We start from the raw sequence: 20047 nt of genomic DNA on the forward strand, positions 1-20047 counted from the left end.
GTAATATTCCCCCCTTGAGACCAGCCAAAGCCTTCCCATATCGCTAGACGAACCGGCGAACGGAATGAAACTCCCAATTCGCCGCCTCATTTTGAACCTTGGAAAGAGCCACTGGCTGTCCGGGGCTGCTGAGCAGACCGCAACAGAAAAAACAGCCCGTGGCGGCTTGAAGATAAAGAGAGACGCAACATGAGTAAGATTATTGGTATTGACCTTGGCACAACGAACTCCTGTGTCGCCGTCATGGAAGGCGGGCAGGCCAAGGTAATTGAAAACGCAGAAGGCCAGCGCACGACCCCGTCCGTTGTTGCCTTTACTGAAGGCGGCGAGCGCCTGATCGGCATGCCGGCCCGCCGCCAGGCTGTCACGAACCCGGATTTCACCTTCTATGCCATCAAGCGCCTGATCGGCCGTCAGTTCGACGACCCGACCGCGCAGAAGGACAAGGAAATCTCCCCGTTCGAAATCGTCAAAGGCCCGGCAGGCGACGCCTGGGTCAAAGGCCGCGACAAGGATTACGCGCCGCAGGAAGTTTCTGCCTTCATCCTCACCAAGATGAAGGAAACGGCTGAGGCCTATCTTGGCAATGAAGTGACGCAAGCCGTCATCACCGTTCCGGCCTACTTCAACGACGCCCAGCGTCAGGCCACGAAAGACGCTGGCAAGATTGCCGGCCTTGAAGTGCTCCGCATCATCAACGAGCCGACGGCCGCCGCTCTGGCCTATGGCCTCGACAAGGGCGACGAGTCCAAGACCATCGCGGTTTATGACCTTGGTGGCGGTACGTTCGACGTCTCCCTGCTGGAGATCGGCGACGGTGTGTTCGAAGTGCTGTCCACGAATGGCGACACATTCCTCGGCGGTGAAGACTTTGACCTTCGCATTGTCGACTTCCTCGCAGAGGAATTCAAAAAGGATCAGGGCATCGACCTGAAGACAGACAAGCTGGCTCTCCAGCGTCTCAAGGAAGAAGCCGAGAAGGCCAAGAAAGAGCTGTCGTCCGCTTCCCAGTACGAAGTGAACCTGCCCTTCATCACAGCTGACGCAACGGGCCCGAAACACCTCAACATCAAGCTGACCCGCGCCAAGTTCGAAAGCCTTGTCGAAGACCTCGTCAAGCGCACAATCGACCCGTGTAAGAAAGCCCTGGCCGATGCAGGCAAGTCTGCATCCGACATTGATGAAGTCGTTCTGGTTGGCGGCATGACCCGCATGCCGGCTGTGCAGGAAGCCGTGAAGAAATTCTTCGGCCGCGAACCGCACAAAGGTGTGAACCCGGACGAAGTGGTTGCCATCGGTGCAGCCATTCAGGGCGGCGTTCTGCAAGGTGACGTGAAAGATGTTGTCCTTCTGGACGTGACCCCGCTGTCCCTCGGCATCGAGACTCTGGGCGGCGTGTTCACCCGCCTGATCGACCGCAACACGACGATCCCGACCAAGAAGTCCCAGGTCTTCTCGACCGCTGACGACAATCAGCCGGCCGTGACGATCAAGGTCTTCCAGGGCGAGCGCGAAATGGCTGCCGACAACAAGATGCTCGGCCAGTTCAACCTCGAAGGCATTCCGCCGGCCCCGCGCGGCGTGCCGCAGATCGAAGTGACCTTTGACATCGACGCCAACGGCATCGTGTCCGTGTCCGCCAAAGACAAGGCCACCGGCAAGGAACAGGTCATCACCATCCAGGCGGATGGCGGCCTCTCGGAAGACGACATCAAGAACATGATGGCAGACGCCGAAGCCAATGCTGGCGCCGACAAGGCCCGCCGCGAAATGGTCGAAGCCAAGAACCATGCCGAAGCTCTGGTCCACCAGACCGAGAAGCAGCTGGAAGAGCATGGTGACAAGGTCTCCGAAGACGTCAAAGGCGAAATCGAAAAAGCCATTGCCGAGCTGAAGGAAGCCCGCGAAGGCGACAACCTGGCCGATATCCAGGCCAAGCATCAGGCCCTGATGTCTGCCGCCATGAAACTCGGCGAAGCCATCTATGCCAGCCAGCAGGAAGAAACGGCACATGCCGATGCGGCCTCTGACGCTGCAGCTGATGGCGACGATGTCGTCGATGCCGACTTCGAGGAAGTCGACGGCGACAAGAAGTAATCGGCTCTATCGCCACCTGAAAAACAAACCCGCCGGATCGCTCCGGCGGGTTTTTTGTTTCTGCCGTGTGCGACGATGTTCCGGGCCAGTTCAGGCGTCAGGCTTTCCCGCATATTTGTCTGTTGCGCGGATCAACTGGTCGAGAATGCCCGGCTCGGAATAAGCATGGCCAGCGCCTTCGATCTGGTGGAACTCCGATTTCGGCCAGGCCTTGTGCAGCGCCCAGGCCTGACGCATCGGGCATGGCATGTCGTAGCGGCCCTGCACAATGGTGCCGGGAATATCCTTCAGCTTGTGGGCATCGCGCAGCAACTGCCCTTCATCAAACCAGCCACCATTGATGAAATAATGGGTCTCGATCCGCGCGAAAGCGAGCGCGAACTCGGCCTCATGGAACTGGTCCGACGTTGAGGGTTCCGGCAGCAGGGTGATGGTCTCCCCTTCCCACACACTCCACGTTTTCGCGCAGTGCAATTGTTCCTCATGGTCATCCCCTGTCAGGCGCTTGTGGTAAGCCCTCAGCAAATCCCCGCGTTCATCTTCAGGGATCGGCGCAATGAAGGCCTCATATTTCTCGGGAAACATCTCAGAGACGCCAAACTGGTAAAACCAGCTCATCTCCGGCTTGGTCAGCAGGAAGATACCGCGCAACACCAGTTCGCTGACGCGGTCCGGGTGCGTCTCGGCATAGGCGAGCGACAGCGTGGACCCCCAGGAGCCGCCGAAGACCAGCCATTGCTCCACGCCCATCATCTCGCGCAGGCGCTCTATGTCGGCAACGAGATGCCAGGTCGTATTATTGTCCAGGCTGGCAAAGGGCGTTGAGCGGCCGCAGCCCCGCTGGTCAAACAGGATGACATCGTAAAGCGCGGGATCGAACACCCGCCTGTGACTGGCCGAACATCCGCCGCCTGGGCCGCCATGCAGGAAAACCGCAGGCTTCGCGCCCTTTGTGCCAACGCGTTCCCAATAGATACGGTGGCCGTCCCCCGTGTCGAGGAAGCCTGTCTCGAAAGGTTCGATTTCAGGGTAAAGCGTGCGCAGTTCAGTCATGGGGTCTCTCCGGGGTGCTGGCCCTGTCTACTGCAGACAGCCAGCCCCCGGAAAGCCCGATTGCAGGATGGCTTAGTCGATAACGACGACGACCTTGCCCTGGGCCTTGCGATCCATGAGCTCACGGATGGCATCAGCCGACTTTTCCAGCGGATACGTGTTGGACACGTGTGGGCGTACCTTGCCTTCGCTGTACAGCTTGAACAGGTCCGCAACATTCTGCTTGTGCGCTTCAGGATCCCGCGCCACAGCCGCGCCCCAGAACACGCCGCGCACATCACAGCTTTTCAGCAGGGTCAGGTTCAGCGGCAGTTTCGGAATACCGGCCGGGAAGCCGATCACAAGGAAGCGCCCTTCCCAGTTCATCGCGCGTACGGCAGGCTCGGCATAGGCGCCGCCAACGGCATCATAGATGATGTCCACGCCGCCACCGGAGACTTCTTTGATGTCATTGGAAAAGGCTTTCTGGCCATCGCGGTCCAGTTCGCGCGCATAGACAAGGCCCTTGTCAGCGCCTTTGGAGAGGCAGAAATCCACCTTTTCCTGTGTGGAACAGGCCGCGATCACTTCCAGACCCATCGCCTTGCCCAGCTCAACGGCGGCAATGCCGACACCGCCAGCCGCGCCCAGCACGAGCAGCTTTTCGCCCGGCTTCGGATCGGCCCGATCCTTCAGCGCGTAATAGCTGGTGCCATAGGTCATCATGAAGGCAGCCGCCTCTTCGAACGGCATGTCATCCGGAATGGGCATGACGGAATGCTGGGCCGCGACGGCATATTCCGCCATACCGCCATTGCCGATGGAGGCCAGCACCCGGTCGCCCGGCTTTACATGGCTGACGCCTTCGCCAACTTCCTTAACGAATCCGGCGATCTCACCGCCCGGTGAGAACGGACGCGGCGGTTTGAACTGATACAGATCCTGAATGATCAGGGAATCCGGAAAATTGACGCCGCACGCCTTCACTTCCACCAGAACCTGACCCTTGCCACATTCGGGCATGGGCGCATCTTCGATGACCAGGGCCTCCGGGCCACCAACTTCTTTTGAGAGCACAGCTTTCATGCCTGCAACTTCCTTCCCGACTTGTTGTTTATGCCCGCAGACGGTAGCGGTGTGGCCACGAAATGTCCAAGCCTGACGTAGCGGAGTAACGCTGAAATGTCGAAGAAATGGGCCCTTGCCCTTCATGGCGGCGCCGGGCCGATCCCCGGTCAGGATTATTCCCTGCAGGAGGCCCATCTCGGCACCCTGCTGCGCAATGGTATGGAACGCCTTCATGGCGGTGAACCGGCGCTGGATGTGGTCGAGATGATGGTGCGCGGCCTGGAAGAATCCGGACTGTATCTGGCTGGCAAGGGCGCAAGCCCCAACACGCTGGGCAAGTATGAACTGGACGCCGCCATCATGGATGGCCGCAACCGCACGGCTGGCGCCGTCGGCGCGCTGCACGGCTATCGCAACCCGATCAGCTGCGCCCGCCGCGTTATGGAACACACACCCAACGTATTGCTGGTGGCCGATGGCGCCCGCCATCTGCTGAAAGACAGCGGCCTCGACATCATCGAAGACCCGGCCAGCTATTATGAGCCGATCGACGAAATGACGACACAGGACATGCTGAACCAGCCCAATCCGCCCGGCACGGTCGGCGCCGTTGCGCTGGACATCTATGGCGACCTGTCTGCCGCCACGTCCACCGCCGGGATCAGCGGCAAGACGCCGGGACGCCTCGGCGACACTCCCCTGCCCGGCGCAGGCACTTGGGCGGATGAACGCTGCGCGGTTTCCTGTACGGGCCTGGGCGAGTTCTTCATTCGCGCCAATGCCGCGGCAGATGTCTCTGCACGTATCCGCTATGGCGGCGCCAATCTTGAGGCTGCCGTGCAGGGCGCGCTGAATGATGTCAGCCATCTCGGCGGGTCAGGCGGCATGATCGCCGTCTCCGCAGAAGGCGAAATTACCGCCCTCTGGAACTCTTCCGGTTTGAAGCGCGCCATGGCAGACTCCGCGGGACGTTTCGAAGTAGGAACCTTCCTGTGACCGCCATTGTGCTCTTCATTCTGCTTGGCCTCACCTGCTTTGCGCTGTTGCTGGCCCTGCAGATGCGCTGGCTGATTTCCACGGCACTGCGCCGCGGACTGGCCGACAAATTCGGCGGACAGTATACGGACCTGAAATATCGGCAGGGCGTTGCGGATGCAGGCCGACTGGTAGAGCATACCGAAGTCGCGACCTATCTGAACCAGACCTACCCCCAGCAGCTTTCGCATCTGCGGCTGGCGCGGAAAGTGTCTGTTCTCTCCCTGCCCATCATCATCGCCCTGCTGGTGATATTGAGGTTTGGACTGGAGGCATTCTGATGCGTGGATATTTTGCAATCGGCTCGGAGCGGATCTCCAAGCCGATGAATCTTGGCGCGCTGATGCGCACGGCAAACGCCTTTGGCGCAAGCTTTGTGTTCTCCATCAATGCAGATCACCGTCTGCGCGCGGCCTATCAGGCAGACACATCGAAGACCGCTGGACAGGTCCCCTATTATCCGTGGGAAAATGCAGACGAGATGCAGCTTCCGCGCGGCTGCCAGATGGTCGGCATCGAACTGACCGATGACGCAGTCATGTTGCCAACCTTTCGGCATCCTCCGCAGGCGGCCTATATTCTCGGCCCGGAAAAAGGGGATCTCTCGCCCGAAATCATCGCCAAGTGCGATCATGTCGTGAAGATCCCGACGAAATTCTGCATCAATGTCAGCCTTGCTGGCGCATTGGTGATGTATGATCGCCACCTCTCCATGGGCGGCTATGCAACGCGGCCGATCATGCCTGGCGGAACGGGCGGCGATGGCAAGAGAACGGATTATGTGCCCGGCCGGGACCGCACCTGACGCAGGCGGACTACCGCCACAGCAGCCTCTGCACCAGCCCCATCACACCCGTAAACCTCAGGCCTGAATCCCTCACGGCCAGTGCATAGCAGATGCCGTCTGCATCCCCGACAGGCTGGTGAGTATCTTCAGGGCCGTTGATCGCCATGTCTCCGGGGCCGTAAGAGCCGGTCTCGTCTGTAAATCCTCCGGACACTACCAATGTGAACTCCTGCCCGCCATGCGAGTGCCTCGGCACTCTGGCCCCGGGCTGAATACGGTAAAGTTCCACTTCCAGTTCGCTGCCAACATCCAGGCCAAGCCGTCTGATACCGGAGGCGAGAGTCTGCCAGCCCTTGTCACCATGCGCCGTCAGCGCAGGCTCGCGCAGCGGCTCCGGCAATTCGGAAAGTTCCGGTTCATGCGGCAGGTGCGGTGCGGCGTGCATCGGCAGACCGCCTGCTTCCAGCTCATCGATCAGCGCCAGGGCGCGCGCCCCCGCATTGCGTGACATGGCAGCTGGCTGGTCGCGCTCCAGCATCAGGCCGGAAATCGTTTCCCCCACGGCCATTGCCTGACGCACTTGCGGGCGCAGCATGCTCTGCGTTTCCAGCAGCAGCGAGAAGGCCGGGTCCAGCCGTCCGGCCGCATAGGCAGAATAAAGCTCACCAAAGGCAGATGCAGCAGATGTCGGCATCAGATGTCTCCTCGTCTGGTCAGTCTATGCATTGGCGGTATCCTCATCTAGCACGCCGCGCAGCCTGTCAAAGGCGCGCCGTATGCGTGATTTTACCGTTCCGAGTGGTAAATTGTAGGCCTCGGCAATTTCGGAATGCGACATGCCGTCATAAAAAGCGGCCTGTAACAACTGCAATTGGTCCGGCGGCAGCTTTTCCAGTTCCGCACGCACGGTCTGCTCTATCTGCACGCGGTTGATCGTGTCTTCCGGTTTCTCGATCTCTGGCGGACGCAGCATAGGCTCTTCAGCGTCCAGGTCCGGACGGGTCACGCGCCGCAGCCTGTCGATCCGGCGGTTGCGCGCCACACGGAAGACCCAGGTAGAGACCGAGGCCAGCTTGCGATCATACTGTTCGGCCTTGCGCCAGACCGTTACCATCACGTCCTGCGCCAGGTCTTCTGCCTCAATATCGCTTGCGCCCAGGCGCAGCATGTAGCTCTTCAGGCGCGGGGCGTAAAAATCGAACAGCTCGGAGAACGAGTCACGGCATTTGCTGCCAGCAATCCGCGCCATGCAGTCAGCATGATGCTCCCTGACAGCAGGAGAGATGGTACCTGTTGCAGTGTCGTTCACAAAAGGTCCCTTAAATTACCTCTCATACAGTATCAGGTGGCCAGCACCCGAAGGCAACCTTGAACAGATAAACCTGTCGTGAATGGGTGCATAAACTGCGCGTCGTAGTTTGGCCTTAACTCTGTTCCAACTATCATTCGCGAAAGCTCCGGACTAAGGGAACGTAATGGACATTCACATGCCGAAGATGAGCCGCAAAACGCTGATAGGTCTTGCTGTGGCAGCGGCCCTTGCTGCCCCTCTGGCCTCTGCCAGCCCGACGGCGATTGGCCGCTACAAGGACTGGTCCGTCTTCACCGATACCGCCAATGGCGAAACCATCTGCTACGCCGCCACCCCCGCGACAGACAAGGCCCCGCGCGCGGCAGATCATGGCGAAGTCTGGTTCTATGTCACAAGCTGGAAATCCGGCCGCGCCCGCAACCAGCCGAGCCTCAAGGTCGGCTATGACCTGCGCGAGGATCTCGCCCCCAAGGCCAGCGTTGGCCGCTCCACTTGGGCGATGTTTGGCGTCGGCCGCGAAGCCTTTGCAGACGATTCAGACGATTCCCGCATCGTCTCTGCCCTGCGCAAGGGATCGGAACTGCGTGTAGAGGCCGTGTCAGCGCGCAACACACAAGTCGCCTATCATTTCTCTCTCAGCGGGTCTGCAGCGGCGATCGACAAGGCCGCCGCCATGTGCCGCTAAAGCGCGAGAGGACGCGGCAAGGACCGACGACCTCCCCCCTACATGTCCCGGCGCATCCCTGCCGGGTGCGGCACGACCGAACAAAAATATACCGGCGGTGAGGTCACCGCCGGTATCTATTTCGCGTTTGAGACTCTCAAGGAAATCTCAGGTCAGCCTAGTAGTTATTGCCGTCTTGAGTGACAGGCGTCAGGATGATTTCCACGCGGCGGTTGGCTGCGCGGCCTGCTGCGGTGGAGTTATCCGCAATCGGCTGGGTCTCACCCATACCAACAGCCGCCAGACGCACAGGCGTGACGCCCTGGTTCACCAGATAGGTACGAACGGATTCAGCGCGGCGCTGGGACAGCTGCATATTGTAGTCATCCGGGCCGTCAGAGCTGGCATGACCAACAATATCCACAGCAGTAGACGGGTAGTCGACCAGCGTCTGGGCCACTTCGTTCAGCGGACCGTAGAAGTTCGGCTGGATCGTCGCGCTATCGACGGAGAATGTGATGTTGGACGGCATGGTCAGCGCGATCTGGTCGCCCTGGCGCTCAACGCCAATGCCTGTACCAGCGGTCTGCTGACGCAGACGGCGCTCTTGCTCGTCCATGTATTTGCCAACGCCGGCACCTGCAATGGCGCCTACAGCTGCACCGATAGCCGCGTTACGTGTGTCATCGCCGCCTGCCAAGGTACCAGCACCTGCGCCGAGGATCGCGCCGACACCTGCGCCTGTCAGGACGCGCTGGCTCGGGCCGGTTTCACAGGCCGGAAGGGCAATAAGGGGAAGCGCTAGCAGCGCATAGGAAAGGCGTTTCATGTCATCAGCTCCTTTGACAAAGGACAGCCCAGTATTGGGCGCGCGATAATAACGCGCAAACGCTGTTTCCGTTCCTGCCGTGGCGAAACAAAGGCAGCCACATTAACTCGTCGTAACCCATGCCTGCAGACGGTAATTCCTTGAAAGCTTTCTACATGTTATAGGCGCTGCAACATGAAAATCGAACTTGATCTCTCCCGGCGCGCAGATGCGACGCCTGCGCAAGCCCGCTCTCTCGCCGGCATGTCCCTCCCTGCCCTGAAGGCGGAGATGGAGGCACTTGGCCTTGAGCCCAAGAAAGCCGGCATGCGCGCCAAGCAGCTGCGCCGCTGGATGCACCATTTCGGCGTGCAGGATTTCTCCGGCATGACGGACATCGCCAAGGAGTTGCGTGCCCGGCTGGAGGAGACTTTCGTCCTCACCCGCCCGGAAATCACAGACCATCAGGTTTCGCGGGACGGCACCCAGAAATGGCTGACGCGCTTCGGCCCCGGCATCGAAGGCGAAAGCGTCTTCATCCCTGATGTCGGCAAGGCGGGCGCGCTGTGCGTATCCAGCCAGGTAGGCTGCACGCTGAACTGCACCTTCTGCCACACAGGCACACAGAAACTCGTCCGCAATCTGACGGCACAGGAAATCGTTGCGCAGGTTCTGATCGCGCGGGACGGCCTTGGCGAATGGCCAACCTCGACCGAGAACCGCAAGCTGACGAATATCGTCTTCATGGGCATGGGCGAACCGCTCTACAATCTGGATAATGTGGCCGAGGCGATCGACACGATTTCCGACGGAGACGGCATGGCCATCGGCCGCCGCCGCATCACGGTCTCCACGGCGGGCGTTGCACCCAAGATCCCGGAACTTGGCCAGCGCACCAATGCTGCCCTCGCCATTTCCCTGCACGCAACGAATGATGATCTGCGCAACGAGATCGTACCGATCAATCGCAAATACGATCTGCAAATGCTGTTCGATGCGATCCGCGCCTATCCGGACCTTGGCAATTCCAAGCGCGTGACGTTTGAATATGTGATGCTGAAGGGCGTCAACGACTCTCTGGCCGAAGCGCGAGACCTTGTCCGCCTGCTGAAGGGCGTGCCGTCCAAGATCAATCTGATCCCGTTCAATCCGTGGCCGGGCAGCCCATATGAATGCTCTGACTGGGCAACGATTGAATCCTTCGCCGAAGTATTGAACCGGGCGGGCTATGCATCCCCCATCCGCACACCGCGCGGGCGTGACATTCTCGCCGCCTGCGGACAATTGCGCTCCGAAAGCGTCAAGAAATCCGCCGCCGAAAAACGCCGCGAAGCGCTGGAAGCCCAGTCAGAATAAAAGAAGGGGAGACATGTCTCCCCTTCCCTTCGGCCTATCTGAAACACGCCGCCACGAACCTACACATCGTCCAGCTTGCTGATGCGGTCCTGCGCATCGGAGAGGATGTCTGTAATCGCTTTTCGGCGATCCACGTCTGCGTGATTGGCGCGCAGAGACTGGATCACGGAGTGGCGCAAGCGTAACATGGCCTCGCGCACATCTTCGGGGTCTTCCGGTCGCTCGCTATCCTGCAATTCAGCCAGCCGTGCCTCGATGCGATCAAGCGCCTCGGCTTCGGCGACCATTTCATTACGACCATCATCTGTCAGGCTAAACGACCTTTTCTGGCCATCTGGCTGAACCTCTACGAGCCCCTGATCCAAGAGAGCTTCCAAGGCAGGATAAATCACCCCTGGGCTGGGCACATAAGCGCCCCCCGTGCGGGCCTCAATCTCTCGTATCAGGTCATAGCCGTGGCGGGCCTCATCCGAGACAAGCTTGAGGATCAACAGGCGCAAATCCCCGTGATCCAGCGCTCGGCGCCGTGCACCCTGGCCTCTTCTACCGGGCCCGCGGCCTCTTCCATGACCTTTTCCGTGTCCTCGACGCATGCGCCATCCGCCTCCCCGAAACTCGTCGTGTCGTTCATCACCACAGCCCCATTTGGCGCCGCAGTCTTTCTTATATCGTTTCTGATACATCATGATGTCTCCTTTCGATATATCTGAAACTGCATATAAATTCGATATATCGAAATTGCAAGTATAGATATATCGAAAATTTCACGCACTCTGCCCCCTATTAGGTGAAAGAGTCTGTTGGCCACTTAGTCTCTACACGGGTAGATATAGTCTCATGCGCTTCTGTCTCGCCGCCATATTCACTGCATTCTGCTTGCTACCGGCCTGCGCCCGCGCGGAAACAGAAAAGCCCTGCGCGACTGTCATACATCTCGACCAGCCCTATACCGTCTGCGCCTTTGAAACAGGCAGCAATATTCGCCTCTGGCATACCGGCCCGGACGCAGAACTCTTCGGCCAGTTCGACACGCTGGCATCCCACCTCGCAGAGTCCGGCGAAACCCTGGTCTTCGCGATGAACGCCGGCATGTACCATCAGGACCGCCGCCCGGTCGGCCTTTACATAGAGGATGGCGAGCAGACCGCCGCGCTGGTCACGCGTGAGGGGCCCGGAAATTTCGGCATGCTGCCGAACGGCGTGTTCTGGGTGGATGCCAACGGCGCGGCGCATGTGACCGAGACGCTCGCTTATGAAAGTCTCGCGCCGCAGGCACGCTTTGCCACCCAGTCCGGCCCGATGCTGGTGATAGACGGCGAACTCCACCCCCGCTTCAATGAAGACGGCCCCAGCCGCAAGCGCCGCAACGGGGTCGGCGTCAGCGCGGATGGCCAGACGGTGTATTTCGCGATCAGCGATGTGCCGGTAAACTTCTACAGCTTCGCCACCCTGTTCCGGGATGAACTTGGCACGCCGAATGCGCTCTATCTGGATGGCTATGTGTCAAAGCTCTACGCGCCGCATCTGGGGCGCAATGAAACCGGCCTGGACATGGGCCCCATCATTGGGGTCACAATGCCTCAAAAGCCGGACTGATCCTGCCGCCTCAGACATGGCAGACTCACAGCGGTTCTAACAGACCGCTAGCAAGCGGGCGTTCTGGTCACAATTCCTCTCGGCCTTGTTGCCATCGTGATGGGGGCTATTTAGCCTCTAGGATGCAAAACACGAAAAGGACACGCCGCATGTCTGCTGGACCGCTCACCCTCTATGGCCTGAAAAATTGCGATACCTGCAAGAAAGCTCTGAACGCACTGGATGCGGCAGACCGCGAAACCGCCTTCGTAGACATTCGCGAGGAGGCCGATCTCCAGCGTCTCGTGCCGGCATGGCTGAAGGCGGTTGGCGCGGAAAAGCTGGTCAACAAACGCTCCACGACCTGGCGCAACCTGTCAGACGATGAGAAATCAGAGGCGCTGGGCTCAGGCGCAAAAAACGTGCTGATGGCCAACCCGACCCTGATCAAGCGCCCGGTGATCGATACAGGATCGGAAATTCTGGTCGGTTGGGACAGCGGCACCCAGCAGGCCCTGCAAGCATGACGCTGGAGGACTACAATGCCTATTGTGGCTCCCTCCCCCATACCACGCATGTCGTGCAATGGGGGGAGTCGCATGTCTGGAAGATTGGCGGCAAGGTCTTCGCCATGGGCACACCAAATGGCAAACAGCTCGCCGCCTGCACGTTCAAGGTCCGCCCGATCAGCTTTCACATCCTGAAGGAACAGCCCGGCTGCCAGGGCGCGCCCTATCTTGCCTCACGCGGCATGAAGTGGATCCAGCGCTTTTCGGATGAGACGCTCTCAGACCAGGATCTGAAAGATTATCTCGCCGAATCCTACCGGCTCGTCGGCGCAGGCCTCAGCAAAAAGGCCCAGCGGGAACTCGGCCTGCTGCCTTAGCTCTGAAACGCTGCATGGCAGGCAGACGCTCCAGTCGCATTGACGCGGCTGCCCAGCTATGGCGCAAGCGTCTGCAACTGGAGAGCCATATGCAGAACACACAGCGCCACCTGACGATTTCCGCCCGCTTCAACGGACCGCCCGGAAGCGGCAATGGCGGCGTCTCTTCCGGTCTCGCGGCCAGCCTGATTGATGGCCCTGCGGAGATTTTCCTGCGCGCGCCGCCGCCACTGGAAACCCCAATGGACGTGATCCCGCTGGAAGATGGCAGTTTCGAAATCCGGCAAGATGGCCAACTCGTCATGACGGCCCATCCGGCAGACCCGCTGGGCCCGCCCCCGCCGGCCCCCTCCTTTGCCACCGCCAGCCAGGGCCGCGAGGCTTTCCCCTCCCGCGACTCCCACGCCTTCCCATCCTGTTTCGTCTGCGGGCCCGACCGCACGGAGGATGGCCTTTGCCTGTTTACGGGCCATACCGAAGGCTTTGACGGCGTGACAGACACCTGGACTCCGGCTGCTGACCTCGCCGATGAAGACGGGCTCATCCGCCCAGAGATCATCTGGGGCGCGCTCGACTGCCCTGGCGCATTTGCTGTCGGCTTTCAGGAAAACCCCATGGTGCTGGCCCGGATCACCGGACAGATCCATGCCCGGCCAAAGGCTGGCGACCCGCTGATTGTGGCCGGCTGGGGCCTCTATCATGATGGTCGCAAACATGGCGCCGCAACGGCCCTATTCGACAAGGATGGCACCCTGCTCGCCCAGTCAGACCAGCTCTGGATTGAATTGAAAAAGTCCGCCGCCTGAGGATAATTCTGTTTGGCGCCTTCTTTACTTTGGAGACCATGCTCCCATCTAATGGGCAAGCAACCAAGGACTCCTCCCATGAAGACCGGCGGAAACACACTTCTCATTACGGGCGGCGGCTCCGGCATTGGCCGCGAACTCGCTCGCGAATTCCATGCCCTTGGCAATACGGTCATCGTTGCGGGGCGCACGGCCTCCAGCCTTGAGGAAACGATTGACGGACGCGAAGGCATGTTTGCCCGCACACTGGATGTGCAGGACGCCGCAGACATTACCCGCTTTGCCACAGCCCTGATTGAGGATTTTCCATCCCTGAACGTGCTGTTCAACAATGCCGGCATGATGGCGAAGGAAGACTGGCTGGCCGATCCGGTGGACCTGAGTGTGGCTGAAAACACGATGGCAACCAATGTGCTTGGCCCCATGCGCCTGACAGCGGCCCTGTTGCCGCACCTGCGGGCACAGCCTGTGGCAAGGCTCGTTAATGTCACGTCTGGTCTCGCCTTTGTACCGCTCGCCCACACGCCCGCCTATAGCGCCTCCAAGGCCGCAATCCACGCATGGACGCAATCGCTGCGCTATCAATTGCAGGATACGAATGTGGAAGTCATCGAACTCGCCCCGCCCGGCGTGCGGACGGCGCTCACACCCGGCCAGTCAACACGCACCAGCTACATGCCGCTGGAAGACTTCATTGCCGAAACCATGGAGAGCTTCCGCATTGAAGACACGCCGGATGAAGTGGTCGTGCAAAGAGCCAAGATGCTGCGCGCGGCAGAGGCGAACGGCCAGCATGCGGAAGTCTTCCAGATGCTGAACGACAATTACGAAGGCTAAAGCCCTGCCCCCGCCAGCCTAACGGGCGCGGCGGGGATTCATATAGAGATCGCGCTCATGCGTATCCAGTTCGCGTGTGGCGCGGCCTCTCAGCACCTTCTCCAATTGCCGGCCCACATGGCCCCTTGCCTCACGATTAAAGCGCAGCATGGTGCAGAACAGCTGCAGCACGGTTTCCAGCTTGGCATAGGAATGGTCTGCCGCCAGCTTCACCTTCCATGATCCGCCGAGATTGATGATGCGGTGATCCAGAACGCCAATCTTCCGGCCACGGTCATCATACAGAATATAATCCGCCCCGATGGCAAACACCTTTCGGCGCAAGCGGTAAAAGCGAGGGCCTTTTGACGTCTCAATGAAGAAGGAGAATTTCTCCGGAAAGAGTGGCCATTTCTGCGCTGAGCGTTCCAGCTGAACCAGTTGGTCATGCCGCGCAATATTTACTGAATAGGCACAGACCGGCACGCCCTTCGCGCCAACACTCAGCTGCAAAGACCGCCCCATCAGCATGTCCATCGAGCCGCGCCAGTTCATGGAATCAGTGAACAGCTTTATCACGAGACGGCGCTTCATGCCCTTCTCGTCTTTCCACAATTCCTTGCGATAGCCGATCAGGCCCGTGCGCTCACCATCATCCTTGATCTGACCGATGATCTCCATATCCTTGGTGAACTGGTCGGATTTGGCCTCATGCTGGGTATGCTTGAGAATGCCGATTTCGGCGGTGTTGAAGTCGGTCAGCCAGAGGTCGACCTTGAAGCGCCGCCATTTGGTCGGCTTGGCTGCAGATTTGTCCGTCGTGGCAAGTGTGGCGTCGAAGGCCATGGGCGGGGCTCCCGTCCTGGTGTTTCGGTTGCCCCTTTCATGACCCAATCCCGTCGCCATAAGGTTAACGGAACTGCTTCACCTGTTAATCAAGGCAGTGCCCTACAATTCCTCGTCCAGGAAATCGAGAATACGCGGCCAGCTATCTACCTGGGACTCGTAATTTGCCTGTGTCGTGCCGCCATATTCTGAGGCCTCATCTACCTCTGGCGCCTCTCCCGGCATCCCCCCGGCAAAATGGCCGGCATCGGCATACATCAGAATGGTCACACCCTTCTTCCCGGCTTCATGCATTCTCGTCTTGATCTGCTGCGACATCTCGCAGGACGGCCACAGCGTATCCGCAAAACCACAGATCAGCAGCATCGGGGCATCGGCCTTCTCCACGGCAATGACCGCCTCCGGGTGCTCGTCCCTGGCGGCCAGCCCATTTTTATAAAGGGAATAGAGGCCAAGATCAGCATCCCATGCTCCATAGGGCAGCGCCGGATAAGGCGCCCCATCCAGAGACCAGGACGATTCAGGCGGGCGCCCGTCAAAGGCCCAGTTGACCCCCTGCCAGGACACGCTGGACGGAACCACCGCGACAATTGCCTCGATCTCCGGATGACGAGACGCAACGATCAGCGCGGCTTCCGCGCCTTTGGATGTGCCATAAATGCCGATCTTGTCGGCCTGTACTTCCTCGCGCTGTTTCAGCCAGTCCAGTGCCCGGTCAAACGTCTCCAGCGGGACCATTTCCAGGTTTTCCTTCTGGCCCGGCGCGCGATAGTATGAGATCTGCAGGACGTTATAGCCCTCATCGCGCAGGGCCATGGCGTCACGCCGCGCACCCGTGCCAAGGCCGCCCTCTGAACCGCCCAGCAAGAGTATGGCCGGGGCTGGCTCAACCGTCCTGGCAGGAAAATAGTCGGCATACAGCTCATCTGAGCGCAGCTCGATATCCTCCCGCACAATTTCCACCACCGGCTCTTCGTCAGGCACGACCGGCTTGTTATGGGCACAGGCTGTGATGATGCCTGCCAGTGCAAGCATGGAAAGGCCCTGCCGTGCGCAGCGGAATAGTGTCATGATTCAGGCTCCGTGATGAATTCGGGCGCACTATCCCTGATTTTAGACCTGCGTCCAAGACATGAGATGCGGACCGGCCCAGGGCCTATTGAGGCTGGCCATTGGAGGCTGACAGGCCACCATCCACCGGCAGGATCACGCCCGTCACAAAGCGCGCATCGCGGCTCGCCAGAAAGGCGATCACATCCGCAACATCTTCCGGCTCTCCCGGACGTCGCATGGGGATGCGCTTCATGAACTCTTCCATCTTCTCGTCATTCTCGAAAATGCCACCCGCCATATCCGTGCGCGTCAGGCTGGGCGCGACCGCATTCACGCGCACGCCCTTCTTCGCCAAATCCAGCGCCATGCCCTGCGTCATCAGGCTGACTCCGCCCTTTGACGTATTGTACCCGAACATGCCCCAATCCCCGCCCAGTCCGGACACAGAGGAAACATTGACGATATTGCCGCTACGATCTTCCAGATAGGGCAGCGCAGTCGTCACCGTATTGAAGATGCCGCCGACATTGATGTCCTGCATGGACTGGAAATCTTCCCGCGACAGCTTTCCCGGCTGTCCGGTGCGGGCGATCCCGGCATTGTTGACCAGCACGTCGATGGCGCCAAACGTCGTGACCGTTCCGGTTACAAGCGCGTCGACATCCTGCGGGTTCGACACATCGCCTGCAATCACCTTCACATGGTCGCTGCCAATATCGCTGGCCACTTCGTCCAGCTTTTCCTGTGTGCGGCCGTTGAGGACAACATTGTATCCATCGCGGGCAAAGCGTTTGGCCGTCGCCTTCCCTATGCCAGACCCTGCTCCTGTCACGATCACTGTTTTCCGGTCCGTCATGGCGTCGCTCCTCTGTCTTGAATCTACCCTGATGCAATGCGGCCAAAGGGGTCTCGTTCCGTAAGAAACTGCATGACCCCCAGGGGGGATTTCCTGAGGTTTCAAATATGCGAGACAGGTTTGTCCCCGAATTGCCTGACAGGTGCCTCTCTCATGCGCAGATTGCTGATTTCGTTTTTTCTTGTGTCCGCTCCGTTGGCCGCGGCAGCCGCGCCACTGCCCGCCACATGCCCCGCAGACGCGGAACAGACCCTCTACGACATGGAAACCGCCATCCGGCAGGGCACGCAAAAAGAGCCCGGCCCCATCGTGGAGCTGGCCGAATGGGCCATCGAGACCTGTCCGGACCGGCCTGACGCCCAGGCCATCGCCTCCACCCTGATGAGCGCAGCCATGGGCACGGCCACCACACCGGAAGAGTTGGAGCGCTACATCACACTGGCACTGACGGCCATCCAGCAGAATGATTATGCCTGGAACACAAAACAAAAGCCCAGCGTGCTGAAACAGGCCGACGGCAGCGAGCAGAACTATTTCGGCTACAACGCCGCAACCACATCGCTGTTGCAGTATGCCCTGCCCCAGATCATGCGGCTGGCGCTGGCAGGCCAGCTTCACCCGGTCATGTCAGGCACGGCCTACCAGACCTGCCCCTATGCCGATCATGCGAACTTCCGCCTGCAGGAAGAGGCAAACTTCTGGGATCGCACCATCAGGGGACAATACGCACACCCGGCCTATGGCTGGATCGAGAACCGCCTCAATTCCCTCCATGCCGCCTGTCCGGCCCACAGGATGGAACTCGATTACTATCTTGCCCGCCTTTACGGGCAGGAAGTCGAACGCCTGACCAAGTGGACCCACCATTATGACGAGAACGCCTATTCGGCTGTATATGCCTGGTACTGGTACAACCCGGTCAAAGGGAACGTAAACGAAAGCCAGATGGAAGACGCCAAAGCCGGATTGGACGCCATTGCCCGCCCCCTCGCCGAAAAAGCCCGCCCCCACATTGATGCGCTGATGCACATGCCGCCCGACCAGATCCGCATCTACAGTAACTGGCGCGACCATGCCGATGAGTGGAACAAGGCCGTCAAGAGACTGGACGAGGCCGAATAGCGCCTCTCTGGCACGCTCCCTTTTCACCCGCCGCGTTTCACGCTAGAGGTGAGGCATCCGAGGGGCGCGTCTGGAAGCGCTGAGATGGAGCTGACCCGCTCCAGCACCCTTTGAACCTGATCCGGTTTGCGCCGGCGTAGGGACGGAACGATGCCACGGGCCCATTCGGCCCCGATTCCCTCCTTGCTCCATGGGTGCAGACCTCAACGCTCGCGAGGATGCGCCATGAACAAGCCTGCTGACCAAAGCCAGTTCGAAACCCCGAAGGTCACGACCGGCCCCCTGCCCGCCAGCCGCAAGGTCTACTCCCACCCCCTGCCGGACCTTGCCGTCCCGCACCGCGAGATTGACCTGCACCCGTCCGCGAACGAGCCCGCCGTGCCGGTTTACGACACGTCCGGCCCCTACACAGACCCCTCCGTCACGATCAATGTGGAAGAGGGCCTCGCCCGCACACGCCGCGACTGGGTTCTGGAGCGCGGCGGCGTCGAGGAATATGAAGGCCGCGATGTGAAGCCGGAAGACAATGGCGGCGCGGAAGGCAAATATCTCGCCCGCGAATTCCCGGTACAGCACCGCCCCCTGCGCGGCCTGCCGGGCAAGCCCGTGACGCAATATGAGTTCGCAAAGGCCGGCATCATCACGAAAGAGATGGTCTATGTCGCCACGCGCGAAAACCTCGGCCGCCAGAAGGCCGTCGAAGGCGCCGCCGAACAGATCGCACAGGGCGAAAGCTTCGGCGCGCACATCCCTGAATTCATCACGCCGGAATTCGTGCGCGACGAGATCGCCGCCGGGCGCGCCATCATCCCGTCCAACATCAACCATGCCGAGCTGGAGCCGCAGATCATCGGCCGGAACTTCCTTGTGAAGATCAATGCCAATATCGGCAATTCGGCCGTCACCTCTTCCGTTGAAGAGGAAATCGACAAGATGGTCTGGGCGATCCGCTGGGGCGCCGACAATGTGATGGACCTGTCCACCGGCCGCAACATTCACAACACGCGCGAATGGATCATCCGCAACAGCCCGGTTCCGATCGGCACGGTGCCGATCTATCAGGCGCTGGAAAAAGTGAATGGCGTGGCAGAGGACCTGACCTGGGAAGTCTTCCGCGACACGCTGATCGAACAGGCCGAACAGGGCGTCGACTATTTCACCATCCATGCCGGCGTGCGCCTCGCCTATATCCACCTGACGGCAGACCGTGTGACCGGCATTGTCAGCCGCGGCGGCTCGATCATGGCGAAATGGATGCTGGCCCACCACACAGAGAGCTTCCTCTACACGCACTTTGAGGAAATCTGTGACATCATGCGCGCCTATGACGTCTCCTTCAGCCTGGGTGACGGCCTGCGTCCCGGCGCGATTGCAGACGCCAATGACGCCGCCCAGTTCGCTGAGCTGGAAACCCTCGGGGAACTGACGAAGATCGCCTGGGACAAGGGCTGTCAGGTGATGATCGAAGGGCCCGGCCATGTGCCGATGCACAAGATCAAGGTGAATATGGAGAAACAACTGCGCGAATGCGGCGAGGCCCCCTTCTATACGCTGGGGCCGCTCACCACCGATATCGCGCCGGGATACGACCACATAACCTCCGGCATCGGCGCGGCGATGATCGGCTGGTATGGCACGGCCATGCTCTGCTATGTGACGCCCAAGGAGCATCTGGGCCTGCCGGACCGGGACGATGTGAAAGTCGGCGTCGTCACCTACCGCCTCGCCGCCCACGCGGCAGACCTCGCCAAGGGCCACCCCGCTGCGCAGGTGCGCGACGATGCGGTCTCACGCGCGCGCTTCGATTTCCGCTGGGAAGACCAGTTCAATTTGGCGCTGGACCCCGAAACCGCCCGAGACTTCCACGACCAGACCCTGCCCAAGGAAGCCCACAAGGTCGCCCATTTCTGCTCCATGTGCGGCCCCAA

The 20047-nt window shown here is 60.1% G+C and carries 23 protein-coding genes and 1 riboswitch; of the genes, 13 read left to right on the forward strand and 10 right to left on the reverse strand.

The window, feature by feature from the left end; translation table 11 throughout:
• Positions 1–189: 189 nt before the first annotated feature.
• Entirely contained in the window at positions 190–2097 is a 1908-nt protein-coding gene (gene dnaK, locus HY29_RS10235) for a molecular chaperone DnaK (RefSeq protein WP_034796512.1), read from the forward strand.
• 90 nt (positions 2098–2187) lie between these two features.
• On the opposite strand, the gene pip is transcribed toward dnaK, so the two are convergent.
• Together pip and HY29_RS10245 are read right to left on the reverse strand one after the other, a co-directional pair.
• Entirely contained in the window at positions 2188–3150 is a 963-nt protein-coding gene (pip, locus tag HY29_RS10240; RefSeq protein WP_034796513.1) for a prolyl aminopeptidase, read from the reverse strand.
• A 72-nt stretch (positions 3151–3222) separates the two neighbouring features.
• Complete coding sequence (locus HY29_RS10245) at positions 3223–4215, reverse strand: NADPH:quinone oxidoreductase family protein (protein ID WP_034796514.1); 993 nt, start codon at positions 4213–4215, stop codon at positions 3223–3225.
• Positions 4216–4311: 96 nt separating this feature from the next.
• Here HY29_RS10245 and HY29_RS10250 point away from each other — a divergent pair, with 96 nt between their 5' ends.
• From HY29_RS10250 to HY29_RS10260, 3 genes are read left to right on the forward strand one after another with little or no spacing between them, the layout of a single operon-like run.
• Positions 4312–5193 carry an isoaspartyl peptidase/L-asparaginase family protein gene (locus tag HY29_RS10250; RefSeq protein WP_034796516.1) on the forward strand — a complete coding sequence of 294 codons (882 nt, stop codon included), beginning with the start codon at positions 4312–4314 and terminating at the stop codon, positions 5191–5193.
• Positions 5190–5513, forward strand: a complete 324-nt coding sequence (locus tag HY29_RS10255; RefSeq protein ID WP_034796518.1) for a hypothetical protein — start codon at positions 5190–5192, stop codon at positions 5511–5513. Before HY29_RS10250 ends, HY29_RS10255 begins: the two co-directional genes overlap by 4 nt.
• Positions 5513–6037 (forward strand): RNA methyltransferase, encoded by a 525-nt coding sequence (locus tag HY29_RS10260; protein ID WP_034796520.1) that lies wholly within the window; start codon positions 5513–5515, stop codon positions 6035–6037. Before HY29_RS10255 ends, HY29_RS10260 begins: the two co-directional genes overlap by 1 nt.
• A 10-nt stretch (positions 6038–6047) precedes the next feature.
• On the opposite strand, the gene HY29_RS18500 is transcribed toward HY29_RS10260, so the two are convergent.
• Entirely contained in the window at positions 6048–6713 is a 666-nt protein-coding gene (locus HY29_RS18500; RefSeq protein WP_051601405.1) for a cupin domain-containing protein, read from the reverse strand.
• A gap of 24 nt (positions 6714–6737) precedes the next feature.
• Entirely contained in the window at positions 6738–7328 is a 591-nt protein-coding gene (locus tag HY29_RS10270; protein WP_241765184.1) for a sigma-70 family RNA polymerase sigma factor, read from the reverse strand.
• A 166-nt stretch (positions 7329–7494) separates the two neighbouring features.
• Here HY29_RS10270 and HY29_RS10275 point away from each other — a divergent pair, with 166 nt between their 5' ends.
• A complete protein-coding gene (locus HY29_RS10275; protein WP_051601406.1) occupies positions 7495–8016 on the forward strand; it encodes an invasion associated locus B family protein in 522 nt (173 codons plus the stop codon).
• Positions 8017–8173: 157 nt separating this feature from the next.
• Here the strand turns inward: HY29_RS10275 and HY29_RS10280 are convergent, their stop codons facing one another.
• Positions 8174–8824 (reverse strand): YiaD family glycine zipper/OmpA-like lipoprotein, encoded by a 651-nt coding sequence (locus HY29_RS10280; protein ID WP_034796524.1) that lies wholly within the window; start codon positions 8822–8824, stop codon positions 8174–8176.
• A 174-nt stretch (positions 8825–8998) separates the two neighbouring features.
• Here HY29_RS10280 and rlmN point away from each other — a divergent pair, with 174 nt between their 5' ends.
• Entirely contained in the window at positions 8999–10159 is a 1161-nt protein-coding gene (gene rlmN, locus HY29_RS10285) for a dual-specificity RNA methyltransferase RlmN (RefSeq protein ID WP_034796526.1), read from the forward strand.
• A 59-nt stretch (positions 10160–10218) separates the two neighbouring features.
• Here rlmN and HY29_RS10290 read toward each other — a convergent pair whose 3' ends face one another.
• Together HY29_RS10290 and HY29_RS19590 are read right to left on the reverse strand one after the other, a co-directional pair.
• Positions 10219–10650 carry a PadR family transcriptional regulator gene (locus tag HY29_RS10290; RefSeq protein ID WP_206741951.1) on the reverse strand — a complete coding sequence of 144 codons (432 nt, stop codon included), beginning with the start codon at positions 10648–10650 and terminating at the stop codon, positions 10219–10221.
• Positions 10647–10790, reverse strand: coding sequence for a hypothetical protein (locus HY29_RS19590; protein WP_206741952.1), 144 nt, complete (start codon positions 10788–10790; stop codon positions 10647–10649). The genes HY29_RS10290 and HY29_RS19590 overlap by 4 nt, the downstream gene beginning before the upstream one ends.
• A 206-nt stretch (positions 10791–10996) precedes the next feature.
• Here HY29_RS19590 and HY29_RS10295 point away from each other — a divergent pair, with 206 nt between their 5' ends.
• From HY29_RS10295 to HY29_RS10315, 5 genes are all read left to right on the forward strand, one after another.
• Entirely contained in the window at positions 10997–11755 is a 759-nt protein-coding gene (locus HY29_RS10295) for a phosphodiester glycosidase family protein (RefSeq protein ID WP_034796530.1), read from the forward strand.
• A gap of 149 nt (positions 11756–11904) precedes the next feature.
• Positions 11905–12261 carry an ArsC/Spx/MgsR family protein gene (locus HY29_RS10300; protein ID WP_034796532.1) on the forward strand — a complete coding sequence of 119 codons (357 nt, stop codon included), beginning with the start codon at positions 11905–11907 and terminating at the stop codon, positions 12259–12261.
• A complete protein-coding gene (locus tag HY29_RS10305) occupies positions 12258–12620 on the forward strand; it encodes an MmcQ/YjbR family DNA-binding protein (protein ID WP_034796534.1) in 363 nt (120 codons plus the stop codon). Before HY29_RS10300 ends, HY29_RS10305 begins: the two co-directional genes overlap by 4 nt.
• A 14-nt stretch (positions 12621–12634) precedes the next feature.
• Complete coding sequence (locus HY29_RS10310; protein ID WP_051601408.1) at positions 12635–13426, forward strand: hypothetical protein; 792 nt, start codon at positions 12635–12637, stop codon at positions 13424–13426.
• A 78-nt stretch (positions 13427–13504) separates the two neighbouring features.
• Positions 13505–14263 carry an SDR family oxidoreductase gene (locus HY29_RS10315; RefSeq protein ID WP_034796536.1) on the forward strand — a complete coding sequence of 253 codons (759 nt, stop codon included), beginning with the start codon at positions 13505–13507 and terminating at the stop codon, positions 14261–14263.
• A gap of 18 nt (positions 14264–14281) precedes the next feature.
• On the opposite strand, the gene HY29_RS10320 is transcribed toward HY29_RS10315, so the two are convergent.
• From HY29_RS10320 to budC, 3 genes are all read right to left on the reverse strand, one after another.
• Positions 14282–15088, reverse strand: coding sequence for a hypothetical protein (locus HY29_RS10320; protein ID WP_034796538.1), 807 nt, complete (start codon positions 15086–15088; stop codon positions 14282–14284).
• A 102-nt stretch (positions 15089–15190) separates the two neighbouring features.
• A complete protein-coding gene (locus HY29_RS10325; RefSeq protein ID WP_034796540.1) occupies positions 15191–16159 on the reverse strand; it encodes an acyl-CoA thioester hydrolase/BAAT C-terminal domain-containing protein in 969 nt (322 codons plus the stop codon).
• A gap of 85 nt (positions 16160–16244) precedes the next feature.
• Entirely contained in the window at positions 16245–16997 is a 753-nt protein-coding gene (gene budC, locus HY29_RS10330; protein WP_034796541.1) for a meso-2,3-butanediol dehydrogenase, read from the reverse strand.
• 153 nt (positions 16998–17150) lie between these two features.
• Here budC and HY29_RS10335 point away from each other — a divergent pair, with 153 nt between their 5' ends.
• Positions 17151–18119 (forward strand): hypothetical protein, encoded by a 969-nt coding sequence (locus tag HY29_RS10335; RefSeq protein WP_034796542.1) that lies wholly within the window; start codon positions 17151–17153, stop codon positions 18117–18119.
• A gap of 50 nt (positions 18120–18169) precedes the next feature.
• A riboswitch (TPP riboswitch) is annotated at positions 18170–18279 on the forward strand.
• Between the two features lie 65 nt (positions 18280–18344).
• Positions 18345–20047, forward strand: a 1703-nt coding sequence (gene thiC, locus HY29_RS10340; RefSeq protein WP_034796543.1) for a phosphomethylpyrimidine synthase ThiC, incomplete at its 3' end; no start/stop codon positions are given.

Source organism: Hyphomonas beringensis (assembly GCF_000682755.1).
GTDB classification, from domain to species: Bacteria; Pseudomonadota; Alphaproteobacteria; order Caulobacterales; family Hyphomonadaceae; genus Hyphomonas; species Hyphomonas beringensis.